Genomic DNA, 16,726 nt, shown 5'->3' with positions numbered 1-16,726 from the left:
AGGTATGATTCTGTCTTATACTATAAAATTAAACACATTCATTATAAACTAATATATAAATCATCCGATTAAAATAATATGTTGGTAAACAATCACGCTTCAATTCTAAAACCCGCAATAAACACACTCCCGGTCCCTATCTCACTACTCATCTTTAGATATCCACCCATAGCATTTATAAATTCTTTGCTAATGCTTAAACCTAATCCGGTACCCTCTTTTTCATTACCCGGAACCCTGAAATATTTTTCAAAAACTTTATCATGGTATTCTTCCGCTATACCAATACCACTATCCTGTACAGCAATCTCAACGTGAGTAGGGGTTAAGGAAACCTTTATTCCCACTTCCGAATTATCGTATGAATATCTTATGGCGTTTGACAGAAGATTTGACAATATCCATTCCGATTTTACTCTGTCTGCCATTACATTAGGCAATGCTCCCGGTTCAGATAAAACAAGTCGTATCTCCTTGCGCTCGGCAAGCTTTTCGTTCGAATGTAATGCTTTGTTAAGAATTGGTACAATATCAAAATCTTCTATCATGAACTGTGCTTTACCGGTTTCAACCTGGGTTATGTTCAACAACTCTCCTGTAGTACGCAATAATCTTTCCGTGTCGTCCCGAAGACCTTCTAATAGGCTAAGCTGCTCTTCATTAAGAGAACCTGTTTTTTCATTTTCTAAAAGCTGCAAGCTCATTTTCATAGAAGCAATTGGCGTCTTGAATTCATGAGAGACAGTTGCTATAAAGTTAGTTTTTGCTGTATCCAGTTCCTTATATGCTGTAATATTCCGCAGAATAAGAAAAGTCCCTATGCGCTTTTTATCAGATTCACCTGTTGGTATTATGTTAATGGGCACCATTAATTGCTCAAAATGACTTTCCTTATTATTAGCATAAATTTTTAGGTTTTCACTAATTGCATTTTCATCTAACATTTTTTGAAGCAGTGTGCGCAGAAGATCATTTTTTAAAGCCAAACTTTCGGCCTGTTGCCCAATAATATCCTGGTTACCGAGACCTGTGATTTGCAAAGCCTGTTCGTTTATAAAAAGCACCTTATTAGTATCATCAAGCCCAATTATAGGATCTGAGAGGTTATTAATTAATGTTTCTATACGCTTTTTTTCTATCATTAATTTTGCCAGATCGGAGCTGCTGTATTCTTCGAGTTTCTCAGCCATAGTATTGAATGATTTAGCAAGGGTAGAAAACTCATCATTGCCTTTGTTATGAACTCTCTGCGAATAATTTTTTGCCGCAATCTGTTTAATGCTTTCTGTTAATTCATGGATTGGATTTGCTATATAGCCCGGTAAATTAACCAATAATGTAAACCCTATTATAAGACAAAATGAACTCGCAAAAGAAAGCCACAATATTGAATGCTCAGCAGTAGCTTCAGCCCTTAAGCTTTTTCTTTTTATCGCATCCATGTTTAACTTCATAATGCTATTAAGATCACCTCTTATTTCAACCGCTTTTTGTGGTGTGGGTTCAAGGAGATAAGCCTCAAAATCCTCTTTTAATTCAATTGTAAATTCCTGTTCACCAACTTCAGTAAGGTTATTTAGTTGCTTATTAAGAAAACCTCTGAATTTTTCCTTATTAAAATCAGCTCCCCCTTCATCAAGTACCTTATACATATTACGGGAATAATCTAAAGAATTATAATTAGCCACCAATATATTACCCGTATCAGAAGCCATTTGCCTAAGCTGCCAGATCCCAAGCCCTGCCAGAGTAATGGTAAGCGCAAAAATTAAACTCAGGGATAAAATCAGTTTTGTTTTTATTTTCATTAGGAAAGTATAATTAGGTCAATTTCGCTCTTAGAAAGCTTGTTGAGCAGTGAATTGAATATGTTAGTAGATAAAATTATCTTTACAAGGTTTAGATGTGGTTTACCAATACATATTGTGGTTGCTTTGCGTTGCTCTGCCTGTTTTATTATGGCAGAGGCCACACTGTTGTCCTGCACTCTTATAACTTCTGCACCAAGTTCGGTAGCGAGTTTAAAATTATTAATCAGATGTCGTTGTCTGTCAAGCGGTATTTTATTGGCACTCTCACAAGGGAGTTCTACATAAAGAAGATACCATTTGCTATGATAATAATTAGCCAGCCTTGCCGTTTTACGGATTACCGTTTTAGCCGTATTATGATTACTGCTAATACAAGCCATAAACTTTTCCTGTTTAAAGTTGCGAAGACCTACCACTTCGGTCTCTACCTTTCGCTCAACCTGACTGGCAACTTCTTTGAGTGCCAGTTCTCTGAGCTGTAGTATATGTTCAGCTTTAAAAAAGTTATTTAATGCCGACGGAATTTTATCCGGCGTATAGATTTTACCCTCCTTAAGACGAGTAATTAGTTCATCAGCAGTAAGGTCTATATTTACAACTTCGTCAGCGGCTTTTAGTACGCTGTCAGGCACTCGTTCTTTAACCTCTATTCCTGTAATTTCTTTAATATCATCATTCAGGCTTTCGATATGCTGAATATTAACGGCACTGATAACATTAATCCCGGCATTTATAATATCCATTACATCCTGCCAGCGTTTTTCATTTTTACTGCCTTCAACATTCGTATGGGCCAGCTCGTCTACGATTACCACCTCAGGGCGCAAATTGATAATGCCCTGAACATCCATTTCTTCAAGGTACTTGCCCTTGTAAAATATTGAGCGTTGCGGTACAACAGGCAATCCTTCCAGCAATTCGTGGGTTTCTTTTCTCCGGTGAGTTTCAACAAAGCCTACTTTAACATCGATACCATTCCGCAAAAGGGTATGTGCTTCCTGTAGCATACGATAAGTTTTGCCTACACCGGCACTCATCCCGATGTAGACTTTAAACTTACCTTTTCTCGACTTTTGAATGAGGTCGAGAAAATGTTTTACATGATTTTCTTTCTCACTGTCCATTAAAAAGAAATTGCGAGTGCCGTTGTAACAAAAGTATTGTTTTTAGTAGAATTACCATCTTTTATAAAGATTTCATCCTTGCTATTAAGTGAGCGGGCTTCAATTCTCCATACAACATTGCTGTATAGGTTATAGTCAAAGTTTAAAGAATATCCAAAGGTTTTAAAACCATTTTGGGTACCTGTAGTAATAATTACCCCGTTTTCATCAACATAATACTCTCCTCTTGCAGTTAACGAAAATCTATCACTCAAAGAATATTTTGCGATAACTATAGGAGTATACCAACAGTTATAACTTTCGCTGCCTTTCGCTTTTTGTTCAGCGCCAATATCAAATCCAGCAATCAATCCTAAATTGTCTGATATCTGAAACTGTCCATAAAAATTATGGAAATAGCGCATACGCTTATCATCGGCGGGCTTATCGTTCCCTATAAAAGAACTACTGTTTAATGTTACCTTGCCATTAGGCTTATATGTCAGTTGGTGGCCAAATGCCAGACTTTTATTGCCATCAACCCTTTGAATGCGCTGCCACCCGTTAAGTACCAGACCACTCATAAACCATTTCCCTGAAGGTGAGGTATAGGATAGTTTTGCGCCACTCTCATAATACGGAGAATTGTCTGCCAAAATACTGCGGGTTAATGCCCAACAATCTTTGCCTACAGCACTTTCAAATCCCAAATGGGACGAAAATATTCCGGCATCAATCCATAAGTTGGCTGATTTAGATAATTTCACTCCTGCATTTGCTTCAAAAACATTTTTTAAAACTCCCTCTTCTGCAGAAAGGTTGGCGTTAGAATAGGTTCCCGCCATTAAGGCAAGGTTTCCACGCACGTTTCCGTTGTCATAAGCTGCTTTTATAAAGCCCAGGTTAAGAGCCACTTCATTATTTCTGTTGTACGAATAAAAAAATCCGGGACGAACATTACTGTCCGGCTTATTAAAATCGTAACTATAATAGGTTTCTATATATCCACTGAATTTAAGCGCAGGGATTTCACTCTGCGGTAAAATTTTAATTGTGTCATTTACTTGTTGTGCAGTTGCAGCAAAACCTATAAGGCTTACTACAATAACTGATAGTACTGCTTTCATTTATTTAAGTTTGTCTAACGCTAAGTTAAGTTTTAATACATTAATTTTCTCAGTTCCCAAAGCACCCAGCAATGGTGCTTCAGTATTTTCTTCAATAAGCTTTACTAGTTTAAGCTCATCTATTTTCCGTGCAGCCGCAATACGTTTTACCTGTACTTTAGCCCCCTGTATAGAGATATTGGGATCAAGTCCGCTACCGGAAGCCGTTACCAGCTCGCTTGGTATATCTTCAGCGTTAACAGCCGGATTTTGCAATAAAAAAGTATCAATTCTTTGTTGTATCATTTCCAGATATTGAGGGTTAGAAGGCCCTTTATTACTTCCTCCAGAACCCGCTGCATTATAATCTACAGCACTTGGCCGAGGCCAAAAATACTCCGGTTTAGTAAAACCCTGAGCAATATTAATATAGTGTTGTTTACCATCCTGTTCTACAACATCACCTTTACCTTTATTAGGTGTAAGCTGAGCCACGCCCCAAATAGCCATAGTGTAGATTCCGGAAAAAAAGACTGCACAAAACAAAGTGAGTCTTATTGCGGGCATTATATTCTGTTTCATTTTATTTTAATTTTAGAAGAATACTGAAACCAGCATATCTATAAGTTTTATTCCAATAAAAGGTACAATCACACCACCTAACCCATATATAAAAAGATTACGGCGAAGCAGTGCCGAAGCACCTATAGGCTTGTAAGCAACACCCTTCAATGCTAGCGGAATAAGGAAAGGTATAATAATAGCGTTAAATATTACAGCTGACAGGATTGCACTCTCAGGACTGTGTAATCTCATGATATTCAAACCTTGTAATGATGGGATTGCCATGATAAACAATGCAGGGATAATGGCAAAATATTTAGCGACATCATTAGCAATACTAAAAGTTGTAAGCGTACCACGCGTCATGAGCAATTGCTTACCTATTTCCACGATCTCAATCAATTTGGTAGGGTCATTATCCAAATCAACCATATTACCGGCTTCCTTGGCAGCCTGTGTACCACTATTCATTGCCACACCCACATCTGCCTGGGCAAGAGCCGGTGCATCATTTGTACCATCGCCCATCATTGCCACCAGTTTGCCCTGCTGCTGTTCTGCCTTAATATAATTCATTTTATCCTCAGGTTTCGCTTCGGCAATAAAATCATCCACACCGGCCTTCTCTGCTATGAATTTTGCCGTAAGAGGATTGTCTCCCGTTACCATAACTGTTTTTACGCCCATTTTGCGCAAACGCTCAAAACGTTCTGCAATACCCGTTTTAATTATGTCCTGAAGTTCGATAACTCCTAATACTTTTTCATTTTCTGAAACAACCAGAGGCGTTCCTCCATTTCCTGAGATTTCCTCGACTTTTTGGGTAATGGCCTTAGAGAAATTGTTTCCTGCTTTCTCCACAATGTTTTTAATAGCATCATAAGCCCCTTTGCGAATCCTGTTGCCTTCATAATCAATACCAGAACTTCTTGTTTCCGCCGTAAACTTTATAAAAGTTGCTCCCTTTACATTATAATCAGGATTAATTACTCCAGCCAGTTCCAAAATCGATTTCCCTTCTGGTGTTTCATCTGCTACTGAGCTTAACACCGATGCTTTAACAAACTCTTCTCTGGTTACTCCTTCAGCCGGCCAAAATTGTGTGGCTTTACGGTTACCTATCGTTATCGTACCTGTCTTATCCAAAAGGAGTACATCTATATCGCCTGCCGTTTCAACTGCTTTACCCGATTTTGTAATTACATTCGCGCGCAATGCCCTGTCCATTCCCGCAATACCAATCGCAGATAATAATCCACCAATAGTTGTTGGTATAAGACAGACAAAAAGTGAAATAAATGATGCAATGGTTATGGTAACATTAGCATAGGCCGCAAATGGCTGTAATGTTGTACACACAATAATAAAAACAAGCGTAAACCCTGCAAGCAATATAGTAAGTGCTATCTCGTTAGGTGTCTTTTGTCTTGATGCACCTTCAACAAGAGCGATCATCTTATCAAGAAAACTTTCGCCCGGTTCAGTCGACACACGTACTTTTATGTAATCCGAAAGCACTTTAGTACCACCCGTTACCGAGCTTTTATCGCCTCCTGCCTCACGTATTACCGGGGCGCTTTCACCTGTTATGGCACTTTCATCGATGGTAGCAAGCCCTTCTATGATTTCTCCATCCATGGGTATAATGTCGCCCGGTTCACAAATAAAAACATCACCCTTTTTAAGGGTTGAAGAAGGTACTACCTTTACTTCATCCTTGAAAATTTCACCTAACATCTCAATTTTCCTGGCGGGTGTTTCTTCGCGGGTTTTACGCAGGCTATCAGCCTGCGCCTTACCACGCGCTTCTGCAATAGCTTCTGCAAAATTGGCAAACAGAAGCGTAAAAAGAAGAATCAGAAAAATAGTAAAATTATAAGCAAAGCTCCCCTGGCTTGTTTCTCCGGCAAGAATCCAGGCACATACACATAACATGATTACGGTTCCTATCTCGACCGTAAACATAACCGGATTTTTTACTAAGGATGCAGGGTTTAGCTTTACAAAAGATTGTTTTAATGCCTGCTTAACCAAATCGGGCTGAAACAGCGTTGTATTTTGATTTTTCATTTCGTTCTAAAAAATTATTTGTAAAGTGAAAAATATTCGGCAATAGGCCCAAGCGTTAGTGCCGGAAAGAATGACAAAGCAGCAACTATAAAAATTACGGCAAATGCCATAAAACCAAATGTTGCAGTATCTGTTTTAAGTGTACCTGAACTTTCAGGCACATATTTTTTGGCTGCCAGTATACCCGCTATGGCAACAGGACCTATAATTGGCAGATAACGCGCCATAAGCATTACTATTCCGCATGCGATATTCCAAAAAGGAGTATTATCGCCAAGCCCTTCAAACCCACTACCATTATTAGCTGATGATGAAGTGAACTCATACAGCATTTCGCTAAAACCATGGTAACCCGGGTTTGCCAGCCAGCTGGCATATTCTTCAGGATTTCCTGTATAAACATGTGAAGCAATTGCGGTCCCTGCAAGAATTAGCAACGGATGTAACAACGCAATAATCATGGCGATTTTCATCTCTTTAGCTTCAATCTTCTTACCAAGAAATTCCGGTGTACGCCCTACCATAAGCCCACTAATAAATACAGCAAGTATCATGAAAATGTAAAAATTGAGGAAGCCTACTCCTACACCACCATAAAAGCAGTTCACCATCATTCCCAAAAGGGCTGCCATTCCTCCAATAGGAGTAAAGCTGTCATGCATGGCATTAACTGAACCATTACTGGTACAAGTGGTATATGTAGCCCAGTTGGCCGAAGCAGCTGCACCAAAGCGTACTTCTTTACCTTCCATACTACCCATTGATTGCGCAATACCCATCCTGTCAATTAAAGGGTTACCCCTCATTTCAGATGTAACAGATGTCATCAGAAGCATTAAAAACCCTGCTGTCATTACGCCATATATAGTAAGAGCAAGTTTCCTCCTTTTTAATAAATACCCAAATGCAAACACCATGGCTATTGGAATTATAAACAAGCTTATAGTCTCTACCATATTAGTTAGATAATTAGGATTTTCCATTGGATGGGCGGAGTTTGGTCCATAAAATCCACCACCATTGGTTCCCAACTGCTTGATAGCTACAAAGGCAGCTACCGGTCCGCGGCTAACGAGCTGTTCTTTGCCTTCAAGCGTTGTTATACTGTCTTTACCCTCAAAAGTCATAGGAGTTCCATTCACCACAAGTATAACAGCCACAATAGTAGATAGAGGCAAAAGTATTCTTGTACATGAGCGAACAAAATAGCTGTAGAAATTACCTAAAGAGGTGGCTGTTCTCTCTTTCATAGCATTAAACACCATAGCACATATAGCCATACCACAGCCGGCACTGATAAACTGCCATAGCATAAGTGTAAGCTGTCCGAGATAAGATAAGCCCGTCTCACCACTATAATGTTGCAGATTAGTGTTTGTTACAAAACTAACTGATGTATTAAATGCCAAATCACCACTCATAGAAGGGTTTTTATCCGGATTTAGTGGTAGCCATTCCATATTTGTAAGCACAAACATAGACAGCAGGAACCAAAACAAATTAATTACCAGTAGAGCCATTAAATGTTGCTTCCAGGTCATTTCCCTATCAGGATTGATACCTCCTATTTTGAAAAATAATCTGTCAAGGGGATTGAACACTTTGTCAAGCCAGGTGTTTTCATAATTAAATATCTTGCCTATATATCGGCCCAATGGTATTGCAAGAAGCAAGACGATGCCGTACATAGCAATAATTCCTAAAATTTCGCTGTTCATCGTTTAAAATTTTTCAGGTTTTACAAGTACGTAACAGATGTATCCGAACACCAGTAACGCCACAATAAATAATGCTGTCATAGTTTAGACTTTTTCGAAAAAATCGAGTGATTTGATAAATAAGATAAATAAGGCAATTCCGGTTACTACAAGTATAGTTGTCATAGCTTTTAGATTTTAGAATTTGATTTATACTCCCGAAGTATTAATCTGAGCGATATACTCCTTTCGTAAAGATTGTGGAAACATATTAGCTATATTACATTTACGCAGCTCCATAAAGGTGGACACCGAGAAAATATAAATATTCACAATAAGGTTTTTTGTCTCTGCATTACCTGTGGTCAGTAGGCGTTCTGCCACTTCAAGGCATTTTTTTGCCCTTGGTATATTACCCTTACGAATAAGGCTTTTAGTAATCTCTGCAAATTGCACCACCTTGGCGGAAGCAGGTTTGACTTGGTTTTTCATTTTAAAAAAATTACAGTTTGAACCATACTAGCCAAATAATATGCCCTTTGTAAAACAAAAAAACAACATGCTTAAAAACAGCAACTTACATCTTAACCGGAATTTTTAAATAAAAAAACCCTATCAAAATGATAGGGTCTGTTTCTCAAAATGATACTATTTTATGTACTCAGATTATACTCATCCATCTTGCGGTATAGCGTAGCAAGACCAATATTAAGCAATCGTGCTGTTTCGGCTTTATTACCACTGGTATAATTTAAAACTTTTTGTATGTGGATTTTTTCTGCAGAAGCCATAGAAAATGCAGATAAAGTATTATTATCCTCACCTGATGGATTAAGGGCATTTGACTGAAGCTCAATCGGAAGGCTTCTTAATGTAACGGAATCACTTCCTTCAAGAATGACGCTTCGCTCCATAACGTTTTTTAGTTCCCTTATATTTCCGGGCCAATTGTGAAGCTTCAAAACGTGCAGAGCTTCTTTGGTTATCGAATGAATTTTTTTATTTGTCTTATCACTAAACATTTTCAGGAAAAAGAGAGACAATTGCTCTATATCCTTCACCCGCTCCCTTAGCGGGGGCAGGTGAATTTCAAAAGCAGAAAGCCTATAGTATAGATCTTCCCTGAAATGCCCGGCAGCTATTTCTTTCTTAAAATCCCGGTTCGAAGCCGCTATAACTCTGACATCCGCCTTAGTTACCTTGCTACTCCCCACCTTCATAAATTCACCACTTTCTAATACACGAAGTAATTTAGCTTGTAAATCAATCGGCAGTTCTCCCAACTCATCAAGAAAAATTGTTCCTTGGTTAGCTTCTTCAAACAACCCCTTTTTATCTTTCAGCGCACCAGTAAAGGAACCTGCTAAATGGCCAAACATTTCGCTTTCTAAAAGATCATGGCTAAATGCTGAACAGTTTATAGCAACAAAGTTTTTGTTTTTGCGACTGCTATTTTGATGAATTGCATTAGCAAAAACTTCCTTACCTGTACCCGTTTCGCCTGTTAGCAAAACTGTAGCATCGGTAGGTGCCACCTTTTGCGCCAGATTAATAGCTTCGGTTATGCTTTTAGAATTACCCAATATACCTTCAAAGGAATATTTTTTCTCAAGTTGCGCTTCTAAAACGACAACGCGATTTTCCAGACTTCTTTTTTCGATAGCCCGGTGAATCAAAGGAATTATTTTATTATTGTCGTCTCCTTTGATGATATAATCGAATGCTCCATTTTTGATTGCCTGAACACCATCCTGAATATTGCCATAGGCTGTAAGCAGTATAACTTCAATACCCGGTAATTTTTGTTTTATCGTAAGGGTAAGATCTACACCATTACCATCCGGCAACTTTACATCGCACAGTACAACATCAACCGACTGTTGCTCGAGTATTTTTAAGGCAGAACGACAATCGGCAGCCTGATAAAGTTCAAAATTTTCAAGTTTTAAGATCCTTACCAGTAGGCTCCTTAATTTCTCTTCATCGTCTATAACAAGTATCTTGTTCAAAATTTTATATTTTTTGCTTGACTATAACAAAAGTAATCCATTTTCATATTGCCATCTTTTTATAAGCAATAAAGTTAACTTTATAAGCATTCACTAACTTGCAATCATCTTCATGATGCAACCGAATACCATGATGATAGCAAAAGCCAGCGTCAGGAGATGCGCCGACGTAAATCTTGATCCGGATGGTATAACTTTCTTAAGTTGCTGGATTCTTATATCCCATTGAACACCTTTCTTTAAAGTTTTCATATTTAGCTTTTTTGATTGAGGATATCCATCAAAGTATATACCTAAAACAAACAAAACTTATAATAAACTGATATACAAATAAATACCAGCATATTTGTTTAATTCGAAAATCATACACCTTATCATTATGATAAGGTGTATGTATCATATTGAGAATAATCAATAATTCAAAAACAGTTATTCTATGTATCGAAACCTATGATAAACCCTAAAATAATGATGCAGGTGTAGAGGTAAGAAAAATCACAACAGAGCATACAATACCCATATCAAATATTGTAAGAAAATTATCAAAAAAAATATTCATAATTTAATTTAAAATATATTCAAGATTATTATATTCGCATTTAAAAAAAAATCAGAAAATAATTACGAAAAAAGGTAATTTGCTGATTTTTAAAACAAACCACCAAATCAATACAATGAAAAAACTAATTACTTTATTATTAGCAAGTGTCGGCTTGCAAATGACAGCACAGCAGTGCTGGAAAAGTGTTTCAACCGGAGAGAACCATTCGCTTGCCATTGGCCAGAATGGAACATTATGGGTATGGGGAAGTAACACCTCAGGCCAATTGGGTGATGGAACTACTATAACTAAATTTACGCCTATACAGATAGGCAGTGCTACAAACTGGGAAATTGTTTCGGCCGGAGATGATTATTCGGTAGCCAAAAAATCTGACGGTACCATCTGGGCGTGGGGAGACAATTATTATGGCCAGATAGGTAACGGATCAACCAATTACCCAACCGTACCCACACAGATAGGTTCTGCAACAACATGGAAAACCATTTCTGCAGGATATTCTCATACTGCTGCTATTAGAAATAACGGTACATTATGGGCATGGGGAGATAATTACGACGGACAATTAGGAAATGGAAATACTACTGATAGTTCTTCACCAGTTCAGATTGGCACTGCTACAGACTGGAAAAGTGTCGTGGTAGGAAACAGCTTTACTGTTGCTTTAAAGACGAACGGTACACTTTGGGCATGGGGATCTAATTCTTATGGCAAACTAGGTGATGGAACCACAGTTTCTAAAACTACACCAACTCAAATTGGAACACTGACCACGTGGCAGGAAATTGAAGCGGGTTCAAGCCATGTTATTGCAAGAAAATCTGATGGCACCATCTGGAGCTGGGGTTACAATAACAACGGTCAGCTTGGAATAGGAAATACTACAAACAGCAATACCCCGACACAGATAGGCACAGCCACAAACTGGAAAACTATCGGTGCAGGTTATGCACACACAATTGCCATAAAAACAGATGGCAGTCTTTGGGCATGGGGAGACAACTATGATGGACAGCTGGGTGATGGTACAACGAATGATAAAACTACACCAACCCACATTGGAACTTCAACTGACTGGGAAGCTGTTTCTGCCGGAGATAATTTTACAATTGCTAAAAAAACAGACGGATCATTCTGGAGCTGGGGTGATTATAGCGGTGGAAGTTTAGGTCTTGACAACGATACAATTAATGATGTATTAGTCCCAATGGCAATGGACTGTCCTGCGAGCTTATTCATTCCTGAAATGTGTTGGAAAGAGGCTGTAAGCGGTCTAAATCATTCAATAGCAATTAAAGCTGACGGAACGCTGTGGGCTTGGGGTAAAAACAATTATGGTCAATTAGGTACAGGAACAAACACTGATACTACTGAACCAAAACAAATTGGAGGAGCTAGCAACTGGAAATCTATCGCGACAGGTGCTAACCACATCGTTGCCATTAAAACTAATGGAACGTTGTGGACATGGGGTTATAACAACTATGGGCAGTTAGGCGACGGCACAACCACAACTTTTAGAAACTCCCCCCTACAAATTGGAACCAGTACCGACTGGGTTAAAATTATTGCCGGAGAAGAATTTACCTTAGCCATCAAATCTAATGGAACGCTTTGGGGTTGGGGAAGAAACAACTACAACCAATTAGGAAACGGAACATATTACAATGAAAATGTTCCTGTACAAATAGGAACTGCTACCAATTGGCAAAGTCTTGCTGCCGGTCAGTACCATACATTAGCAATTAAAACCAATGGCACACTATGGGCATGGGGAAGAAATAATGTTGGACAATTGGGCGATGGCACATTAACAAACAGGGACGAACCTGTGCAAATTGGTTCAGCAACAAACTGGCAATTAGTTAGTGCAAGTGAACTGCACTCAGTTGCGAAAAAATCAAACGGAACACTGTGGTCTTGGGGAGATGGTTTTGATGGAAAACTAGGTCATAATTCATTTGACGATATGCTTGTTCCTACACAAATTGGTACAGCAACAAACTGGTTAATGGTCTCTGCCGGAGATATGCACACAATGGCTTTAAAGAGTGATGGCACGCTTTGGGGTTGGGGTAACAACACTTACGAGCAACTTGGTAACGGTTCAACTACATCAACACAAGCACCAATGCAAATTGGAACTGCTTCAGGCTGGAAGAGTGTTTCAGCAAGCAGATATAACGGAATTGCAGTAAAAACTGAGAATTCTTTATGGACATGGGGTTCAAATTATGATGGCCAGGCCGGAAACGGAACAACCGATTATCTATTATCTCCTGAAAGCGTAGGATGCTACGATTCAGTTATTCTTGGCATAGAAGATTTTGAAACTGCAGGCAATAAACTTATAGTTTATCCTAACCCGGTTAGAGAAACGCTTACTATTTCACTGGATAATGAAATATCTTCCGTTTCAATCTATAATATGTTAGGCCAGGAAGTTATTACAAAAACAATAAACGCAACCGAAGGCAATATAGATGTTTCTACTCTAAGTCATGGGACTTACATTGTAAAAGTACAAGCAGGAAAACAGGTTAAAAGCATAAAGGTTATAAAAGAGTAAATGACTATTGCTGCATCCGGTTTTAATAAATCGGGTACAATTTTCTAAGCCACACAACCTATCATTAATAACACCAAAATCACCAATGAAAAAAATAATATTATCCCTGCTTGTCATAGCAGGCATCAACAGCAATACTAATGCACAGGGGTTTACAAGCCCCGCACAGCAATGGAATATCCCTGCCGTTCTGGACGGTGACGAACATCACTTTGCAGACCTTTACCACGTAGTTGTCGATATGAACGGCGATGGAAAACCGGATTTGGTTCATACCGAAAACCCGGCTACTAATAATGTTTATGATCCGTTTTTAAACGGTCAGCAAAAATACTGGAAGGTATATTTTAATAACGGTACAGGTTTCAGCGCAACAGCAATACAATGGAATATCCCTGCCGTTCTGGACGGTGACGAACATCACTTTGCAGATGATTACCACGTAGTTGTCGACATGAACGGCGATGGAAAACCGGACCTGGTTCATACTGAAAATCCTGCAACCAATAATGATTATGATCCGTTTTTAAATGGCCAGCAACAATACTGGAAAGTATATCTTAATAACGGTACAGGATTCAGCGCAACAGCAACACAATGGAATATCCCGGCTATACTGGATGATTATGAGCATCGTTTTGCGTATGATTACCACAGTGTTGCCGATATGAATGGCGATGGAAAACCGGATTTGGTTCATACTGAAAACCCGGCAACTAATAATGATTATGACCCATTTTTAAATGGCCAGCAAAAATACTGGAAAGTATATCTTAATAACGGTACAGGATTCAGCGCAACAGCAACGCAGTGGAATATTCCGGTTGTACTGGATGACTATGAGCATCGTTTTGCGTATGATTACCACACGGTTGTGGATATGAACGGCGATTTAAAACCGGATTTGGTTCATACCGAAAATCCGGCTACCAATAATGATTATGACCCATTTTTAAACGGGCAGCAAAAATACTGGAAAGTATATCTTAATAACGGTTCAGGATTTAGCGCAACAGCAACACAATGGAATATACCGGCTGTACTGGATGACTATGAGCATCGCTTTGCGTATGATTACCACACTGTTGCCGACATGAACGGCGATGGAAAACCGGATTTAATTCATACTGAAAACCCGGCTACTAATAATGATTATGACCCATTTTTAAGCGGTCAGCAAAAATACTGGAAGGTGTACCTTAGCAATGGTTCAGGATTCAGCGCAACTGCAACACAATGGAATATTCCTATCGTACTCGACGATTATGAGCATCGCTTTGCATACGATTACCATGTTGTTGTTGATATGAATGGCGATTTAAAACCGGATCTGATCCATACTGAAAACCCGGCTACTAATAATGCTTATGATCCATTTTTAAACGGACAGCAAAAATACTGGAAGGTATACCTTAATGGCTCTTCGACTGTAGGGGTTGAGGATTTTGGAAGTACAGAAAACCAAATCTCAATATATCCAAATCCGTCGAAAGGTATATTTAAAGTAGAATTTAACAACAATAATGTAACTGATTACACACTGGAGATCTTCAATTTACAAGGTCAGAAAGTTTATATGGATGCAGTAACGAATATTCAGGAAATTGACCTGAGCAGTCAGGCCAGCGGAATCTATCTGATGAAATTTACTGATGGGCAATCAACATTTACAAAGAAAATTGTAAAAGAATAACTCTTACTTCCTATCCTAAAACTTAAAAAGCCATACTTAAATTAAGTATGGCTTTTTAATTAAAGTGGAGAAGATGGGGCTTGAGCGGTACAAAAATCGTACACACAAAAGAAACACTAAACTCTACAAAAAGTCCTTTATTTACAATGCTTTTGGCAGAGACAAATATATTACATTATTGTTTTTGTTTGCGATTTATTGTTCGAAATTGCGATTTACCGTACAATTATCGTACATCTTTTATGCTACTTTTGTCATATAAATTTATTATCATGGCAGCAGTAAATTTCCTATATCGTTCAAATAAAGAAAGTGCTCATTTAATCTTACGCCTTTTATACCGATATGACAATAAAGATTACGTTTTTGGGACATCGACCAAGTACGAAGTTTCAAAAGAATATTGGTCAAAGCAGCACAAAAAAAGGCTTAAAGATATTGACATGATTGAAAGGCAGGCTAATATAAAGGCAGACCTTAATAAAATAGAGAACCATATTCTCAAAGCATTTAATGAAAGTGACATTTCTTTAATAAATAAAGAATGGCTAGAAACGCAAATCAACACTTATTATAGCCCCTCTGCTGGCAAAGACATCTTACCCAAAGAACTAGTAAAATATATGGATACATATATTGATTTCAAGCGAAATGAGGTAACAGAGAGTACCCTTAGAAAATGTAGAGTAATAAAACAGGTGTTAATTCGGTTTGAAGCTGCAAGGAAAAAACCTATTCTTATATTAGATATTGACACTCATTTCAAAAGAGTTTGAAGATTATTGCACAGAAAACCATTATGCCCCAAACACAATTGCTCGAAATATACGATTCATTAAAACTGTTTGTCGACATGCTAAATTTAATGGAATTGAAACTAGTCATCAGCTAGACAACATAAAAACAAAATACCACAAAACTGATACTATTTATTTGACTAATGAGGAATTAGAAATTCTATCAAATTCTAATTTAGAAAAAGAATATTTAGAAAACGCGAAAGATTGGCTATTAATAAGTTGTTACATTGGACAAAGAGTTTCAGATTTTATGCGTTTCAAAAAGGACTGGATTCGTTATGAGAAAAATAAAATGGGTGAATTGAAACCTCTTATAGAATTTACACAGATAAAAACCAGTAAAAAAATGACAGTCCCATTATCTCCAAAAATTGTTGATATACTAAATAAACGTAATGGCGAATTTCCTAGAACAATTTCTGATCAAAAATATAATCGTTATATAAAAGAAGTATGTAGAATTGCAGGATTAACACAATTAATAGAAGGTAGCAAAAAAGCTGAAACAGTTCCAGGAAATAAAATTTACCGAAAAGGCAAAGGAACTTATGAGAAATGGGAATTGGTGAGTTCACACATTGGACGGCGATCTTTTGCCACTAACAACTATGGCAATATTCCAACTTCTTATTTAACTTATATTACAGGACACACTACTGAAGCTATGTTTCTTAACTATATTGGTAAGAGCAACAAAGACATTGCAATGGAATTAACTAGTTATTTTTAAGAAATCAGAACA

The 16,726-nt window shown here is 37.9% G+C and carries 14 protein-coding genes; 4 read left to right on the top strand and 10 right to left on the bottom strand.

Translation table 11 applies throughout. From position 1 onward, the window contains the following. Positions 1–92: 92 nt before the first annotated feature. The 10 genes from DEU42_RS14315 to DEU42_RS17480 form a co-directional block, all read right to left on the bottom strand. On the bottom strand, positions 93–1,808 hold the full coding sequence (locus DEU42_RS14315) for an ATP-binding protein (protein ID WP_114758993.1): 1,716 nt from the start codon (positions 1,806–1,808) through the stop codon (positions 93–95). After that, positions 1,808–2,935 (bottom strand): sensor protein KdpD, encoded by a 1,128-nt coding sequence (locus tag DEU42_RS14310; RefSeq protein ID WP_114758992.1) that lies wholly within the window; start codon positions 2,933–2,935, stop codon positions 1,808–1,810. The genes DEU42_RS14315 and DEU42_RS14310 overlap by 1 nt, the downstream gene beginning before the upstream one ends. Beyond that, positions 2,935–4,041 (bottom strand): porin, encoded by a 1,107-nt coding sequence (locus DEU42_RS14305; RefSeq protein ID WP_114758991.1) that lies wholly within the window; start codon positions 4,039–4,041, stop codon positions 2,935–2,937. Before DEU42_RS14305 ends, DEU42_RS14310 begins: the two co-directional genes overlap by 1 nt. Next, entirely contained in the window at positions 4,042–4,602 is a 561-nt protein-coding gene (locus DEU42_RS14300) for a K(+)-transporting ATPase subunit C (protein ID WP_114758990.1), read from the bottom strand. A gap of 12 nt (positions 4,603–4,614) precedes the next feature. Next, positions 4,615–6,654 carry a potassium-transporting ATPase subunit KdpB gene (kdpB, locus tag DEU42_RS14295; RefSeq protein ID WP_114758989.1) on the bottom strand — a complete coding sequence of 680 codons (2,040 nt, stop codon included), beginning with the start codon at positions 6,652–6,654 and terminating at the stop codon, positions 4,615–4,617. A 14-nt stretch (positions 6,655–6,668) separates the two neighbouring features. Continuing rightward, entirely contained in the window at positions 6,669–8,372 is a 1,704-nt protein-coding gene (gene kdpA / locus DEU42_RS14290; protein ID WP_114758988.1) for a potassium-transporting ATPase subunit KdpA, read from the bottom strand. Between the two features lie 3 nt (positions 8,373–8,375). Beyond that, a complete protein-coding gene (locus tag DEU42_RS14285) occupies positions 8,376–8,453 on the bottom strand; it encodes a potassium-transporting ATPase subunit F (protein ID WP_114759067.1) in 78 nt (25 codons plus the stop codon). A 108-nt stretch (positions 8,454–8,561) separates the two neighbouring features. Then, positions 8,562–8,843: a hypothetical protein gene (locus DEU42_RS14280; protein WP_114758987.1), complete on the bottom strand. Its 282-nt coding sequence runs from the start codon at positions 8,841–8,843 to the stop codon at positions 8,562–8,564. Positions 8,844–9,004: 161 nt separating this feature from the next. Beyond that, entirely contained in the window at positions 9,005–10,363 is a 1,359-nt protein-coding gene (locus tag DEU42_RS14275; protein WP_114758986.1) for a sigma-54-dependent transcriptional regulator, read from the bottom strand. Between the two features lie 90 nt (positions 10,364–10,453). After that, complete coding sequence (locus DEU42_RS17480; protein ID WP_158537886.1) at positions 10,454–10,612, bottom strand: hypothetical protein; 159 nt, start codon at positions 10,610–10,612, stop codon at positions 10,454–10,456. Positions 10,613–11,034: 422 nt separating this feature from the next. Here DEU42_RS17480 and DEU42_RS14265 point away from each other — a divergent pair, with 422 nt between their 5' ends. The 4 genes from DEU42_RS14265 (at position 11,035) to DEU42_RS17565 (ending at position 16,714) form a co-directional block, all read left to right on the top strand. Further along, positions 11,035–13,491: a T9SS type A sorting domain-containing protein gene (locus DEU42_RS14265; RefSeq protein ID WP_114758984.1), complete on the top strand. Its 2,457-nt coding sequence runs from the start codon at positions 11,035–11,037 to the stop codon at positions 13,489–13,491. 85 nt (positions 13,492–13,576) lie between these two features. Beyond that, positions 13,577–15,184: a T9SS type A sorting domain-containing protein gene (locus tag DEU42_RS14260; protein WP_114758983.1), complete on the top strand. Its 1,608-nt coding sequence runs from the start codon at positions 13,577–13,579 to the stop codon at positions 15,182–15,184. A 272-nt stretch (positions 15,185–15,456) separates the two neighbouring features. Further along, positions 15,457–15,960 carry a hypothetical protein gene (locus tag DEU42_RS17570; protein WP_199509099.1) on the top strand — a complete coding sequence of 168 codons (504 nt, stop codon included), beginning with the start codon at positions 15,457–15,459 and terminating at the stop codon, positions 15,958–15,960. Then, complete coding sequence (locus DEU42_RS17565) at positions 15,935–16,714, top strand: hypothetical protein (RefSeq protein ID WP_199509098.1); 780 nt, start codon at positions 15,935–15,937, stop codon at positions 16,712–16,714. The genes DEU42_RS17570 and DEU42_RS17565 overlap by 26 nt, the downstream gene beginning before the upstream one ends. The last annotated feature ends 12 nt before the right edge of the window (positions 16,715–16,726 follow it).

Origin of the sequence: Flavobacterium sp. AG291 (assembly GCF_003350375.1) — a bacterium.
Taxonomy (GTDB): Bacteria; Bacteroidota; Bacteroidia; order Flavobacteriales; family Flavobacteriaceae; genus Flavobacterium; species Flavobacterium suzhouense.
Note: the sequence above shows the minus strand (reverse complement) of the source record. Positions and strands in the feature narration are given on the sequence as shown.

Bases quoted from the DNA above. Each gene is read 5' to 3' on its own strand.
- DEU42_RS14315 (WP_114758993.1), bottom strand. From the start codon at position 1,808: ATGAAAATAAAAACAAAACTGATTTTATCCCTGAGTTTAATTTTTGCG.
- DEU42_RS14310 (WP_114758992.1), bottom strand. From the start codon at position 2,935: ATGGACAGTGAGAAAGAAAATCATGTAAAACATTTTCTCGACCTCATT.
- DEU42_RS14305 (WP_114758991.1), bottom strand. From the start codon at position 4,041: ATGAAAGCAGTACTATCAGTTATTGTAGTAAGCCTTATAGGTTTTGCT.
- DEU42_RS14300 (WP_114758990.1), bottom strand. From the start codon at position 4,602: ATGAAACAGAATATAATGCCCGCAATAAGACTCACTTTGTTTTGTGCA.
- kdpB (WP_114758989.1), bottom strand. From the start codon at position 6,654: ATGAAAAATCAAAATACAACGCTGTTTCAGCCCGATTTGGTTAAGCAG.
- kdpA (WP_114758988.1), bottom strand. From the start codon at position 8,372: ATGAACAGCGAAATTTTAGGAATTATTGCTATGTACGGCATCGTCTTG.
- DEU42_RS14285 (WP_114759067.1), bottom strand. From the start codon at position 8,453: ATGACAGCATTATTTATTGTGGCGTTACTGGTGTTCGGATACATCTGT.
- DEU42_RS14280 (WP_114758987.1), bottom strand. From the start codon at position 8,843: ATGAAAAACCAAGTCAAACCTGCTTCCGCCAAGGTGGTGCAATTTGCA.
- DEU42_RS17480 (WP_158537886.1), bottom strand. From the start codon at position 10,612: ATGAAAACTTTAAAGAAAGGTGTTCAATGGGATATAAGAATCCAGCAA.
- DEU42_RS14265 (WP_114758984.1), top strand. From the start codon at position 11,035: ATGAAAAAACTAATTACTTTATTATTAGCAAGTGTCGGCTTGCAAATG.
- DEU42_RS14260 (WP_114758983.1), top strand. From the start codon at position 13,577: ATGAAAAAAATAATATTATCCCTGCTTGTCATAGCAGGCATCAACAGC.
- DEU42_RS17570 (WP_199509099.1), top strand. From the start codon at position 15,457: ATGGCAGCAGTAAATTTCCTATATCGTTCAAATAAAGAAAGTGCTCAT.